Below are 13,404 nucleotides of genomic sequence, written 5' to 3' on the forward strand. Positions count from 1 at the left end.
TGTATGAAACCACGCGTTTTTTTCATGGATTACTTGCGTGCCATTGCCATAATCGGTGTACTGGTCATCCATGCTGCCGCTCCCTATGCATCGCTATATCAGAAAGCAGAGTTTTCGATGTGGGAGGCAGGCATTATTTATAATAGCTTAGCAAGATGGTGCGTACCTGTATTCTTTATGATTTCAGGCGCACTTTTGCTCGGCAGGAAAGAAGAATCCCTTAAGGACTTTTTCACAAAGCGAGCCAATAAAATCCTGATTCCCTTTCTGTTTTGGTCCATCTTTTACTATTTATGGCGTGTCTTGGCCATTTATAAAAGCGCTCCATCCTTTATAGAATTCCGGGATCTTTTTTTGAATGCAACGATCTATTATCACTTATGGTATTTTTATGCACTGATCGCACTCTACCTGCTGATCCCTATGTTTAATGTATTTTGCCGCTATGCCACTCAGCAGCTTGTCGGCTATACAGTCATGCTTTATCTGCTGTTTTTTGGGGTTTTCCGGTACTATGACTTTCTCATCCCGAATAAGCTCGTTGATTACTTCCCGTTTACTGAATTCACGGGGATGATCCTGCTTGGGTTTTATTTAGGGCGGTATAACCAATCAAAGAAACTGCGTATCATTATTTATACCGCAGGGATTATTGGTGCGGCCGCCACCATTTTACGGACGAATGCATTTGCCTTTGAGCAGGAGCAGTTTTCGAGCTATGCATTCGGCTATGCAACACCAAATGTATTAGCAATGGCCATTGCATTATTCGTCTTTTTTAAATACTTTATTACAAAGCGGCAGGAGCAGAACGAACAATTTTCCCCCGGCAGATTGTTGAAACAAATTTCCTGGACAAGCTTCGGAATTTACCTTGTGCATCCGCTCTTTTTGGATTTGATCCGCCGCTATTTCCAAAATGGTGATGAAGTGCTTGTTCATCCGGCAATCGGCATCCCGATTCAGGTTGTTATTGGGTTGTTCCTGTCATTAATCACGGTGACAATATTGTCAAAAATCCCTTATGTGAAGCGGATTATATAAAAAAGGAGCCGTGAAAACAGCTTTTCAGACTCCTTCTTTCGGCAGGAAAGATTATCATAAATCCTTCCTGCTTTTATTTTTTATAATCCCTCTTACTTACCGTATCCCTTTGATTTTATCAGCAATCAGTTTGCCATGGAAACGCCCGTTTTCGATAAATATCTCATTTGCATTATTCCCTGCAGCAATAACTCCTGCAATAAATAGGTTCTCCACATTCGTTTCCATCGTCTCAGAATCGAATTGCGGACGGCCTGTTTCCTCGTCAATGTTGACCCCCATATTACGGATAAATTCATGATCCGGATGGTAGCCTGTCATAGCAAAAACAAAATCATTTTTCAGAATCTGCTCCTTGCCATCCACATTGACGAGTACTTCCTGTTCACGGATTTCTGTTACACAGCTGTCAAACAGCATATTAATTTCTCCATTTCGCACACATGCATCAAATTCGGGGAGCACCCACGGCTTCACACTGGGAGAATACTCACTGCCCCGGTACACAACTGTCACGCGTGCTTTCGCCTTGTTCAGCTCAAGAGCGGCATCCACGGCAGAATTTTTCCCCCCAATGACGACAACATCCGTATCGAAAAATTCATGTGCCTCTTTAAAGTAATGGTAAACCTTTGGCAAGTCCTCCCCAGGGATTCCGATATAATTCGGGCTATCATAATAGCCTGTCGCAATGACGACATATGCTGCTTCATATTGTTCTTTTGTTGTCGAAACAATAAAATGCCCTTCTTTTTTCTCTACTCGCTCTACCTTTTCAAAGCGGTTTACGTGAATATCCTTTGCCTTCACCACTTCCCGGTAATATACAAGCGCCTGGTTTCGGCGCGGTTTACGCTCTTCAATAATGAATGGTACATCCCCGATAGCCAGCTTTTCACTCGTACTGAAAAACGTCTGATGTGTCGGATAATGATAAATCGCATTGACGATATTCCCTTTTTCAATCACAATTGGTTTCAGCCCGATTTCTTGCAGCTCGATCGCTGCTGATAAACCACAAGGACCTCCGCCGACTATTACTGCATCTACTTTTTTCATAAATAACCTTCCTTTTTTTAAGTACAATTACTTCTAGTGTACCCCTTTTTTCCCGTTGTTTCGAGCTTGTGCCCAATTTCCTTTTGTCTTTTTTGCATAAAATAGCGATACTTCGCCCAAAGGAGTATATCCTCTCTTTTTTAACCTGCCACTCTTTTCGAGGCCAATTTATCTGTAGTAATTTTACTGTGTTTTAAGCTGCATACTTACTATCTTTCCGGCATCAGGTAGTCAGAAATAACCGAAATACCTTTTTATCATAATTCCTTGTTGACTGATATGTTATGTTTGATTTAAAGTTTTCGTAAGCTTAAGTAAGTGGTTAGCCCTTAACAAGCAATAGAATATGCTGATCAGAAAACTGAAGGCAGAATGTACCTCTAGCGTGCATTCTGCCTTTTTGATTTCACAAAGGAGTGGAAAAAATGGAGAAAAGAAAAAACAGAGGATTCACCGTGTTGCTGCTGGCGGCAGCATTAATGCTGGGCGCATGCGGATCTAAAGATGCAACTGTCGAGACATCGGCTGATTCTTCTAAAGCTATCGAGCTATTGAATGTTTCCTATGACCCAACACGCGAGCTTTACCAAGCATTTAACGAAGAGTTTGCAAAGCATTGGGAAAAAGAGACAGGTCAGAAAGTAACAATCCAGCAGTCTCACGGTGGATCAGGAAAACAAGGACGCGCAGTGATTGACGGACTGGAAGCTGATGTTGTCACATTAGCTCTTGCCTATGATATCGATGAAATTTCCGAGGCGCGGGACCTGCTGGACGACAACTGGCAATCTGAGTTCGAAAACAACGCGACTCCCTACACGTCGACAATCGTATTCCTTGTCCGGAAAGGAAATCCGCAAAACATTCAGGACTGGGATGATCTGGTGAAGGACGGTGTATCCGTCATTACCCCTAACCCTAAAACGTCCGGAGGTGCCCGCTGGAACTATTTAGCCGCCTGGGCATATGCGAAGGAACAATACGGTGGTGATGAAGCAAAAACCAAATCCTTCATCAAGGATCTATACGGCAATGTCGAAGTACTTGATTCCGGAGCACGCGGTGCCACAACGACATTCGTAGAGCGCGGCATTGGTGATGTGCTTATTGCTTGGGAGAATGAGGCGTATCTGTCATTAAACGAACTTGGCAAGGATGAATTTGAAATCGTCACACCTTCCTTAAGTATTCTTGCAGAACCGCCAGTAGCAATCGTTGACAAAATAGTGGATAAAAAGGGAACACGCGAGGTAGCCAAAGCATACCTTGACTACTTATATACAGATATCGGTCAGGAAATTGCAGCCGAACACTACTACCGTCCGCGTAATGAAGAAATTCTTGCTAAATACAAAGATCAGTTCCCTACCCTAAAGCTAGTCTCAATCGAGGATTTCGGCGGCTGGAAAAAAGCACAGACAACACACTTTGCCGACGGCGGCACTTTTGATGAGATTTACGAACAGTAATCATCCCGGTCCTTGCTAGACATTTTATCGCTATGATTCCAGCTATGCATCACACATTTGTGATTTTCATAGAAACTGTCCCCCAGCAGCTGTCCATAAAAAGAAGGCACCCCCCGTCTTCTCTTTATAGGCCGGCATGCTGGAACATTTTTATTTACTATGTGGCCCCGTTACGGTTTCACACTCTCATACATATGAAGGGTTTATCGAAAGAGGAGGTGTTCACTTGAAAGAGAAATCAGCCGCCATCATTCCCGGCTTTTCTTTATCACTCGGCTACACGCTGCTGTATGTTAGTATTCTCGTTCTGCTGCCTATTGCCATGATTTTTTTTAATACATTATCCATGAGCTGGGGGGACTTTTGGAAAACAATTACACACCCCCGTGTGATGGCTTCCTATAAGCTGAGTTTTGGTGCAGCGCTTGCAGCAGGGCTGGTGAATGTAGTCTTCGGGACAGTGATTGCCTGGGTTTTGACCCGCTACCGGTTTCCATTTAAGCGGATTGTCGATGGTCTTGTCGACCTGCCGTTTGCCCTGCCGACCGCTGTCGCCGGCATTGCACTGACAACCTTATACTCACCGAACGGATGGCTCGGCCAATTTTTCAGCTTTAAGATTGCCTTTACGCCGATCGGGATTATTATTGCACTGACATTCATCGGTCTGCCATTTGTCGTACGGACAGTGCAGCCTGTCCTGCAAAGTTTCAGCCAGGAAGCAGAGGAGACATCCGCAAGCCTTGGGGCCAATCGATTCCAGACGTTTACGAAAGTGATTTTTCCGGAGCTGTTTCCCGCTATTTTGACAGGCTTTTCGCTTGCCTTTGCCCGGGCGCTCGGCGAATACGGTTCGGTTGTCTTTATCGCCGGTAATATGCCGATGAAAACGGAGATTACACCGCTTATTATCATGACGAAGCTAGAACAGTACGACTATGTCGGCGCTACTGCTGTTGCCACCGTCATGCTTGTACTTTCATTTGTTTTACTGCTGCTTATTAACTTAATTCAATGGTATACAAACCGGAAGTTTTTACCGAGCTAAGGAGGGATTATGATCGAAGCGAATCAATTAAAAGTGTATCGGGCAACAGAGGAGCCGCGGATTGTGCGGATCGCCCTGACAGCGGTCTCTCTACTGTTTTTAGCGGTATTTCTTGTATTGCCGCTTGTCTCCATTTTCGTTACTGCCTTTCAAAAGGGCTGGGAGACATATATTGCATCTATTACGCACCCGGATGCCTTAGCCGCTATTAAGCTGACACTGCTTGTAACGATAATCGTTGTGCCGCTGAACACGATTTTCGGGATTGCTGCTGCCTGGTGTATCACGAAGTTTTCGTTTAAAAGAAAGAACTTGCTGATTACACTGATTGACCTTCCATTTGCTATTTCCCCGGTGATTGCCGGACTGACATTTATTTTGCTATTCGGGGCACAAGGTTTAATCGGTGAGTGGCTGATGATGAATGATATAAAAATTGTGTTTGCCCTGCCTGGTATCGTCCTCGCAACATTATTTGTCACACTGCCTTTTGTGGCACGCGAGCTTATTCCGCTAATGCAGACACAGGGTACGACTGATGAGGAGGCGTCCATTTCTTTAGGGGCAAGCGGCTTTAAAACGTTCATCTATGTTACACTTCCTAATATTAAGTGGGGGTTACTATATGGAATGATTTTATGCAATGCGCGCGCGATCGGGGAATTCGGTGCTGTCTCCGTCGTGTCTGGACATATTCGCGGCATGACGAATACCATGCCGCTTCATATTGAGATTTTGTACAATGAATATCAATTTGCTGCTGCGTTTGCCGTTGCTTCCCTTATGTCCATTTTAGCAATCATTACGATCATTATTAAAAATATCATCGAATGGAAATCAGGACTACAAGGAGGAGGTCATTAAATGGGGATTTCAGTTAAAAACGTATCAAAAGCATTCGGCAGCTTTCAGGCTTTGCAAAACATCTCCGTTGAAATCGAATCAGGAGAGCTCATCGCCCTGCTCGGTCCTTCCGGCTCCGGAAAAACATCTCTCCTGCGGATTATCGCCGGGCTGGAAAGTCTCGATGAAGGGGGCATCCTTTTTGACGGCCATAATATAACGAAGGTGAATCCAAAGGAGCGGAATGTCGGCTTTGTTTTTCAGCACTATGCACTATTTCGGCATATGACGGTATTTGACAATGTCGCATATGGCTTGAAAGTACGGCCACGCAAACACCGCCCTTCCAAAGAAACGATCAGACAAAAAGTGAATGAACTGCTTAGCCTCGTCAAGCTTGAAAGTTTTGCCGACCGCTACCCTTCCCAGCTTTCCGGCGGGCAGCGTCAGCGGGTGGCACTGGCCAGAGCGCTTGCTGTAGAACCGAAAGTACTGCTGTTGGATGAACCATTCGGCGCGCTCGATGCGAAGGTGCGAAAGGAGCTCCGTCGCTGGCTTCGAAAGTTGCATGATGAGTACCATATTACAAGTATCTTCGTCACGCACGATCAGGAAGAAGCACTGGATGTAGCAGACCGGATTATCGTTATGAACGGCGGGAAAATCGAGCAGATCGGCACTCCCGAAGAAGTATATGAAAAACCGGCAAGCCCATTCGTCTATGACTTTTTAGGGAATGTCAATCTATTTAAAGGTCGCCTCCATAACGGGATGCTGACTCAGGGAACATTTACAATGCACGTATCGGATGATTTACAAGGCACTACGTATGACGAGGCAGTCGGCTACGTCCGTCCGCATGATATCGTGCTTGAAAAAGAAAGGTCGGCTGTAGATACAGTTGCTGCCACGATTACACATATCCACCTTGTCGGACCAAATGTGCAGGTCGAGCTTAGGCGGCAGGATGAAGAGGAATATTTGGAAGCCGCTTTATCGAAGGAGCAATTCCTTCATCTCAGCGTGCAAAAAGGGGACACCGTATATGTGCGTCCAAAGCAGTTAAAGGTCTTTATTCCAGAGGATTTTTCCATTTAATATATTAAAAGCCTGGGAATCGGTGTCCCGGGCTTTCTATATGCAATAGGAATTTTATGGTATAATCAAAAAAGGAGGGATGGAACAATGGAATTTCTATTTGTACTTATTATTTGCCCACTAGTCGTTGTTTTAGCATCAATCACCGGAAGCTTCTTATTTACACAGTGGTTCATCGTCCCGATCCTTACCTTTATCGTATTTACGATCCTGACATATACCGTTTTCAACGAAACGTTCTTCTTTTGGGCTGTCATCTTTACTGTACTATCGATTATTGTCAGCTTACTTACATATAGGAAGAAGAAATAGCCTTCTATAAATAGAGTGAATTGCCGGAAAGGCTTAAGCGTTTTTCAATGGAAGACTCAATTGCCATGATACGCCAAACCGATCATTCACCCAGCCGAACCTTTCGCTGAACCCATAATCGCCAATCGGCATAAGGGCTTGTCCCCCCTCGATCAGCTCCTCATAAAGAGTAGTTATTTCTTCTTCGGTATCACAAGTAAGAAAAATAGAGAACGAAGGAGTAAAGGAAAATCCATGATTTAAATTACTATCGATGCACATGAATTCCTGGCCTTTTAAAGAAAAAGCAGCCTGCATGACAGTCCCTTCGTCTCCTGCCTCATTCGCTCCATAGCGGACAATACTTGTTATTTCTGATTCTTCGATTAGGGATGTGTAAAAATTCATTGCTTCTTCTGCTTTCCCATCCTGAAACATTAAAAACGGGGTTACTTTCTCCATTATAAATCGACTCCTTTGATCTCTTAGTTAAAAATATATCATTTCTCCATTTATTCTCCGGCAGGAAGGAAAAATAGAATACATCCCTTTATCTAATTGTAGGGCATTTACATACATTTTGCGCCCCTATTCATGTAAAGGTCTTGAAAGCAAAACAAAACTGCAGGCAAACTCTTTACAGTTGAGTTTACCTGCAGTGCACTGCTTTATTATTTATCCTTATATAAAGGGGGGTTACAACATTTCAGATGTTGTTTTTGCCTGCATATGCAGTGTTAAGTAGTCAGGACCGCCTGCTTTAGAGTCTGTACCTGACATGTTGAAGCCGCCGAATGGCTGGTAGCCTACGATTGCACCTGTACAGCCGCGGTTGAAGTAAAGGTTTCCGACATGGAATTCTTCACGAGCGTACTCCAAGTTTTCACGGTTTTTCGTGATAACAGCACCTGTCAGACCGTATTCTGTGTCGTTTGCGATATCGATCGCTTCTTCAAATGTATCTGCTTTTGCAATCGCAACGACTGGTCCGAAGATTTCTTCTTTCATGATGCGTGCTGATGGATCTACATCTACGAATACAGTTGGCTGTACAAAGTACCCTACTGAATCATCCGCTGTTCCACCTGCTACAAGACGGCCTTCTTTTTTACCGATCTCGATGTATTCCGTAATTTTATTGAATGCATTTTGGTCGATTACAGTTGCCATGAAGTTTGTCGGGTCAACTGGATTTCCTACTTTTAATTCCTTTGTCAGCTCTGTTACGCGCTCTACTACTTGATCATAAACGTCTTTTACGATAACAACGCGAGAACATGCTGAACATTTTTGACCAGAGAAGCCAAACGCCGATTTGACGATTGATTGTGCAGCTAATTCTAAATCTGCTTCTTTATCTACTACAATCGTATCTTTACCGCCCATTTCAGCGATGACACGTTTGATCCAAACTTGCCCTTTGTTTAGAACAGATGCACGTTCATTGATACGTAGTCCAACATCACGTGAGCCTGTAAAGCTGATAAAGCGTGTTTTCGGATGGTCTACTAAGTAGTCCCCTACTTCTGCGCCGCTTCCTGGGACAAAGTTGACAACGCCTGCTGGTAAGCCTGCTTCTTCTAATACTTCAATGAATTTATACGCAACAACCGGTGTTGTAGAAGCCGGTTTTAATAATACTGTATTACCTGTTACAACCGCTGCAACTGTTGTACCCGCCATAATTGCAAACGGGAAGTTCCATGGTGAGATGACAATACCGATACCAAGCGGAATATAGTCATAACGGTTATATTCACCCGGGCGGCTTTCCACAGGACGGCCATCCTTCATTGATAGCATTTGACGACCGTAATACTCAAGGAAGTCGATTGCTTCTGCTGTATCTGCATCTGCTTCGTTCCAAGGCTTACCAGCTTCTTTTGTCAAAATAGCTGAGAACTCATGCTTACGGCGGCGGATGATTGCCGCTGCTTTGAATAGAACGTCTGCACGGATTTCAGGTTTTACCTTTTTCCATGTTTTGAAAGCCTTTTCAGCTTCCTGCATTGCTTTTTCTGCAAGCTCTTGGCTTGCCTTTGATACGCGTCCGATCAGCTGGCTTTTATCAGCCGGGTTATAAGACTCAATTTTCTCTTCTGTTGTAATGCGCTCTCCGCCAATGATTAACGGGAAGTCTCCGCCAAGCTCAGCTTCCACTTTTTTTAATGCATCTAAATAATCTTGTTTATTTTTCTCCACCGAAAAGTCAGTAAATGGTTCATGTTTGTATGGAATCATACGAAGTATCCTCCTCAATATCTATGACAATGCAAAGAATTTTTGCACATATCAGATTAATATACTTACATTCTGCAATACTAAGTTGCATAAATCAAGATTTTTTTTGCACAATTCCAAAAAATAATTGTTAGAATGGTCGCACATGTTAGAATGTACTGTAAGACATGAAGGAGCGAGATTTTTTTATGACTAAAGACGAATTTATTGAATTATATGAGTTCATGGGAGAACAAATCGATACAGGAATTTGTGCAATCGACGAATCAGGCCAAATTCTTTTTTATAATAAAAAGATGCGGGAAATGAATGGACTATCCGAACAGGAGGAGCAACAACGGCTTGCATCTGAGCTGCTGGATATCGATTTGAAGCAGGATCTTCTGCATCAGGTCATGGCTACTAGAGAGCCTGTTCTTCGAGTGAAGCATACATTTTGGAATCACAACGGAGAAGAAATTTCGATGATCAGCGATTACCGTCCATTCATTACGAAAAGCGGGAAATGTATCGCTGTCCAGTTTGCACGTGATGTAACACAGCAGGAATTTTTGATGGATCGTCCGTTAAGCCGTTACGGTGCCCCGCTGACATTTGACATTATTACCGCTGTTTCACGCTCGATGAGACAAGTAATCCAGCAGGCTAAAATTGCAGCAATGGGCAGGATTCCCGTCATGCTTATAGGAGAATCCGGTACAGGAAAAGATATGATTGCCGAAGGGATTCATCATGAATTGAAGGAACCGAATGAGCGTTTCATTACATTGATCTGCCGAAGGAATGAAGAACCGTTAATCCGGCAGATTGAAAAATACATTGCCGGAAGCCAGAACTATACGTTTTTTGCTGAACGCATTGAATATCTATCAATGGATGCACAGGAGCGCATCACTGAATTGCTGACTGCCCATGCTGAACGTAATCATGTATTCATCGCGAGCATTGGTACAGATCCCATTGATCTGATCCAACAGGGCCGGCTGTCAAAAAACCTTTACTATCTATTTTCAAACTTAACAATTCAAGTCCCTGCTCTTCGGGAAAGACGCGAGGATATTATGCCGTTCGTTGAAGACTACTTTACACGCAGACGCATTAATTTCGGTGTCCGTGTACAGGGACTTGCACCTAAAGTAGAAGAGCTTTTCCTGAGCTATGATTGGCCGGGCAACCTAAAGGAGCTGGAAGTTTTGCTCGATGATATCAGCAGTCTTCTTACAACTGAGGAATATGTTGAGCTGCATATGCTGCCGGCTTATTTCAAATGGAAAACGAAACAGCAGACGCTCAGGGAGGACGGCGATACAAACATGTTTGCCTTTCATGAAAAACAAGATCTACGTCCTCTTGATGAATATATGCGTGAGGTTGAGGATTACTACATTACACGGGCGCTGGAGCTGCATGATGGCAATATTTCACAGACCGCCCGCACACTTGGCCTGCACCGGCAAAGCCTTCAGTACCGTCTTCGAAAAAAATAAGGATACAAGTCCGGTTTTGTCGCCGGGCTTTTTATATGCAAAGTATTTTTGCATATTTACCAAATTTATACTCAAAAAGTGTTAAAAAAGTATATTACAAAAAATTTTTTTCGTGGTGGAAACCCTTACAAAACCTCGCTTTCTATGAAGTTGTGTCTATAAGTCTGAAAAATTATTATTTTCTTTTTTATTTTTTTGCCTTATACTCACATCAAGATTTACATTTACTTGTATGTGGAGGAAGAAAAAATGGCGTTAAAAGACTTTTTTATTTATTTATCCGAGAATAGAACGCTGAATAATGCAGCACAGCGTTACGGTTTGCGACTTGGTGCGCAAAATGTCGTTGCAGGTACAAATTTAGACGAGGCAATCGAAAGCATTAAAGAGTTAAACCGTCACGGCATTTCATGTACGGTTGATAATTTAGGGGAATTTGTTTTCGAAAAAGAGGCAGCTACGGCAGCAAAAGATCAAATTCTTGAAGTGATCGAGCGCATCCACAGTGAGCAGATTGATGCCCATGTATCTTTAAAGCCTTCACAGCTAGGCTTGGATATCGATGTGGAATTCTGCTATGAAAACTTGGAGGAAATTGTTTCCCTAGCTCACCAATATGGCATTTTTGTCAATTTCGATATGGAAAACTATGCCCGCCTTCATACATCATTCGACCTTCTAGAACGTTTAAGCGAAACGTATGATAATATCGGAACAGTTATTCAGGCATACTTCTTTGAATCTATCGAAAATATCGAGAAATATAAAAACTACCGTCTTCGTATCGTAAAAGGTGCTTATAAAGAAGACCCAAGTGTTGCCTACCAGTCGAAGCTGGAAATCGACCAAAAATATATTGAGCTGATTGAATATCATTTACTGCATGGTAAATTTACATCTATCGCGACACATGACCATAACGTTATTGATCATGTGAAGAAATTCGTGAAAGAGCACAACATTCCAAATGACAAATTTGAATTCCAGATGCTTTACGGCTTCCGGAAAGAAATGCAGCTTGCTCTTGCTAAAGAGGGCTATCAGTTCTGTACTTATCTGCCATTCGGTAATGACTGGTACGGTTACTTCATGCGCCGCTTAGCAGAGCGTCCGCAAAACTTGACGCTTGTAACAAAGCAGGTGTTCAACAAACGCACAAATACGCTTCTTGGGGTTGGAGCAGGTGCATTCCTATTAGGCCGTGCTACAAAGCGGGCTAAACAAAAAAAATAAGACACATCTAAGGGATTACTGAGTATACAGTTCAAACAATTGGGGGTTTTTTCTTGTCAGATCATGGTTTTCAATTATTGGCGATCGGCATTTATATGATTGCGATGCTCGTTATTGGCTGGTATGCATATAAAAAGACGAGCAATTTATCAGATTACATGCTGGGCGGCCGGGGTCTAGGCCCTGCCGTCACGGCTTTAAGCGCCGGTGCTGCAGATATGTCCGGCTGGCTGTTAATGGGACTTCCGGGCGCTATTTATGCGTCTGGGCTTGTAGAAGCATGGATTGCAATAGGCCTGACAGCCGGTGCCTATTTAAACTGGCTATTTGTCGCACCACGTCTTCGTGTTTATACACAGGTCACAAAAGATTCGATTACGATTCCAAGTTACTTGGATAACCGTCTGCGTGACACAACGAAGCTGCTGCGTATTGCTTCGGGGATTATTATTTTAGTGTTCTTTACATTCTATGTATCATCCGGAATGGTATCCGGCGGGAAATTCTTTGAAAGCTCATTCGGCTATGACTATCATACAGGGCTGCTCGTCGTTTCAGCAGTTGTAGTTGCCTATACTTTGTTCGGCGGCTTCCTGGCGGTTAGCTACACAGATTTCCTTCAAGGTCTGATTATGGTAATTGCACTTATTGCCGTACCAGCCTTTGGTATTTTCCTGACAGGCGGCATTGGAGAAACGCTTGATTCGATTAAAGCCGTGAATCCAGAGCATTTGAGCCTGCTGCCTGCCGCTGCAACAGCAGCAGGAATCATTTCATCCGTTGCATGGGGGCTTGGTTATTTTGGCCAGCCGCACATCATCGTTCGTTTTATGGCCATCAGTTCTGTTAAAGAAACAAAAAGCGCACGCCGCATCGGTATTGGCTGGATGATCTTCAGTCTAGGAGGAGCTCTCCTGACAGCACTTGTAGGTGTTGCTTACTTCCAGCAGCAGGGACTTACGCTTAAAGATAAGGAAACTGTCTTTATTGTACTGGGGCAAATTATCTTCCACCCGTTCATTGCCGGGATCATTTTAGCAGCTATTTTAGCAGCTGTTATGAGTACAATTTCTTCACAGCTGATTGTAACGTCTTCTGCACTTATCGAAGATATTTACAAAGCACTGTTTAAAAAGGATGCAACAGATAAGCATTACGTTCTTGCCGGACGGATTGCCGTTTTGGCTGTAGCAATCTTTGCAGCAGTGATTGCCTGGAACCCGGACAGCTCGATTCTTGATCTTGTCGGCTTTGCCTGGGCAGGATTCGGTGCTGCATTCGGACCAGTCATTTTATTATCACTTTACTGGCGCAAGCTGACAAACATCGGCGCTCTTGCTGGTATGGTGAGCGGAGCAGTTGTTGCCTTCGTATGGGGGAAATCCGAGTATTTAAGCGGCATGCTGTATGAAATCGTACCGGGCTTTATCATCTGCTTGCTTGTAGCAATTGTAGTGAGTATTGCGACATACAAGCTGAACCCGGAAATTGAAGCAGAGTTTGCAGAAACTGAGCGCCTGATGAAGGCAGAGAAATAAAAAAGCGGTCCATGTTGAGGGGTTCCCAAACCACGGACAAATAAAAAAGAGAT

Annotated in this window: 12 protein-coding genes; 9 read left to right on the forward strand and 3 right to left on the reverse strand. The window is 43.6% G+C overall.

All coding sequences use genetic code 11. The features are described from left to right. The first annotated feature begins 3 nt into the window (after window positions 1–3). Window positions 4–1,044, forward strand: a complete 1,041-nt coding sequence (locus tag BOD01S_RS09950) for an acyltransferase (protein WP_036154435.1) — start codon at window positions 4–6, stop codon at window positions 1,042–1,044. A 96-nt stretch (window positions 1,045–1,140) separates the two neighbouring features. Here the strand turns inward: BOD01S_RS09950 and BOD01S_RS09955 are convergent, their stop codons facing one another. Then, window positions 1,141–2,103, reverse strand: coding sequence for a YpdA family putative bacillithiol disulfide reductase (locus BOD01S_RS09955; RefSeq protein WP_036154434.1), 963 nt, complete (start codon window positions 2,101–2,103; stop codon window positions 1,141–1,143). A 425-nt stretch (window positions 2,104–2,528) separates the two neighbouring features. On the opposite strand from BOD01S_RS09955, the gene BOD01S_RS09960 reads away from it, so the two are divergent. The 5 genes from BOD01S_RS09960 to BOD01S_RS09980 all read left to right on the forward strand — a co-directional run bounded on the left by BOD01S_RS09960 (window position 2,529) and on the right by BOD01S_RS09980 (window position 6,873). Then, on the forward strand, window positions 2,529–3,572 hold the full coding sequence (locus BOD01S_RS09960) for a sulfate ABC transporter substrate-binding protein (protein ID WP_036154432.1): 1,044 nt from the start codon (window positions 2,529–2,531) through the stop codon (window positions 3,570–3,572). A gap of 226 nt (window positions 3,573–3,798) precedes the next feature. Then, entirely contained in the window at window positions 3,799–4,620 is an 822-nt protein-coding gene (gene cysT / locus BOD01S_RS09965; RefSeq protein WP_036154430.1) for a sulfate ABC transporter permease subunit CysT, read from the forward strand. Between the two features lie 9 nt (window positions 4,621–4,629). Continuing rightward, window positions 4,630–5,484: a sulfate ABC transporter permease subunit CysW gene (cysW, locus tag BOD01S_RS09970; protein WP_036154428.1), complete on the forward strand. Its 855-nt coding sequence runs from the start codon at window positions 4,630–4,632 to the stop codon at window positions 5,482–5,484. Then, window positions 5,485–6,561: a sulfate/molybdate ABC transporter ATP-binding protein gene (locus tag BOD01S_RS09975; RefSeq protein WP_036154426.1), complete on the forward strand. Its 1,077-nt coding sequence runs from the start codon at window positions 5,485–5,487 to the stop codon at window positions 6,559–6,561. 87 nt (window positions 6,562–6,648) lie between these two features. After that, window positions 6,649–6,873, forward strand: coding sequence for a DUF2651 family protein (locus tag BOD01S_RS09980; protein ID WP_036154424.1), 225 nt, complete (start codon window positions 6,649–6,651; stop codon window positions 6,871–6,873). Between the two features lie 33 nt (window positions 6,874–6,906). On the opposite strand, the gene BOD01S_RS09985 is transcribed toward BOD01S_RS09980, so the two are convergent. After that, window positions 6,907–7,314, reverse strand: coding sequence for a VOC family protein (locus BOD01S_RS09985; protein ID WP_036154422.1), 408 nt, complete (start codon window positions 7,312–7,314; stop codon window positions 6,907–6,909). Window positions 7,315–7,548: 234 nt separating this feature from the next. Next, complete coding sequence (pruA, locus tag BOD01S_RS09990) at window positions 7,549–9,093, reverse strand: L-glutamate gamma-semialdehyde dehydrogenase (RefSeq protein WP_036154420.1); 1,545 nt, start codon at window positions 9,091–9,093, stop codon at window positions 7,549–7,551. Window positions 9,094–9,281: 188 nt separating this feature from the next. On the opposite strand from pruA, the gene BOD01S_RS09995 reads away from it, so the two are divergent. The 3 genes from BOD01S_RS09995 (at window position 9,282) to putP (ending at window position 13,351) form a co-directional block, all read left to right on the forward strand. Next, entirely contained in the window at window positions 9,282–10,580 is a 1,299-nt protein-coding gene (locus BOD01S_RS09995) for a sigma-54-dependent Fis family transcriptional regulator (RefSeq protein ID WP_036154419.1), read from the forward strand. A gap of 249 nt (window positions 10,581–10,829) precedes the next feature. Then, window positions 10,830–11,813, forward strand: a complete 984-nt coding sequence (locus BOD01S_RS10000) for a proline dehydrogenase family protein (protein ID WP_036154417.1) — start codon at window positions 10,830–10,832, stop codon at window positions 11,811–11,813. A gap of 53 nt (window positions 11,814–11,866) precedes the next feature. Then, a complete protein-coding gene (putP, locus tag BOD01S_RS10005) occupies window positions 11,867–13,351 on the forward strand; it encodes a sodium/proline symporter PutP (protein ID WP_036154414.1) in 1,485 nt (494 codons plus the stop codon). Window positions 13,352–13,404 lie beyond the last annotated feature (53 nt).

This window comes from Lysinibacillus odysseyi 34hs-1 = NBRC 100172, from assembly GCF_001591965.1.
In the GTDB taxonomy this organism is placed as follows: Bacteria; Bacillota; Bacilli; order Bacillales_A; family Planococcaceae; genus Lysinibacillus_B; species Lysinibacillus_B odysseyi.

What these genes read in the sequence shown, in the direction of transcription:
- BOD01S_RS09950 (WP_036154435.1), top strand. Translation starts at nt 4, where the DNA reads ATGAAACCACGCGTTTTTTTCATGGATTACTTGCGTGCCATTGCCATA.
- BOD01S_RS09955 (WP_036154434.1), bottom strand. Translation starts at nt 2,103, where the DNA reads ATGAAAAAAGTAGATGCAGTAATAGTCGGCGGAGGTCCTTGTGGTTTA.
- BOD01S_RS09960 (WP_036154432.1), top strand. Translation starts at nt 2,529, where the DNA reads ATGGAGAAAAGAAAAAACAGAGGATTCACCGTGTTGCTGCTGGCGGCA.
- cysW (WP_036154428.1), top strand. Translation starts at nt 4,630, where the DNA reads ATGATCGAAGCGAATCAATTAAAAGTGTATCGGGCAACAGAGGAGCCG.
- BOD01S_RS09975 (WP_036154426.1), top strand. Translation starts at nt 5,485, where the DNA reads ATGGGGATTTCAGTTAAAAACGTATCAAAAGCATTCGGCAGCTTTCAG.
- BOD01S_RS09980 (WP_036154424.1), top strand. Translation starts at nt 6,649, where the DNA reads ATGGAATTTCTATTTGTACTTATTATTTGCCCACTAGTCGTTGTTTTA.
- BOD01S_RS09985 (WP_036154422.1), bottom strand. Translation starts at nt 7,314, where the DNA reads ATGGAGAAAGTAACCCCGTTTTTAATGTTTCAGGATGGGAAAGCAGAA.
- pruA (WP_036154420.1), bottom strand. Translation starts at nt 9,093, where the DNA reads ATGATTCCATACAAACATGAACCATTTACTGACTTTTCGGTGGAGAAA.
- BOD01S_RS09995 (WP_036154419.1), top strand. Translation starts at nt 9,282, where the DNA reads ATGACTAAAGACGAATTTATTGAATTATATGAGTTCATGGGAGAACAA.
- BOD01S_RS10000 (WP_036154417.1), top strand. Translation starts at nt 10,830, where the DNA reads ATGGCGTTAAAAGACTTTTTTATTTATTTATCCGAGAATAGAACGCTG.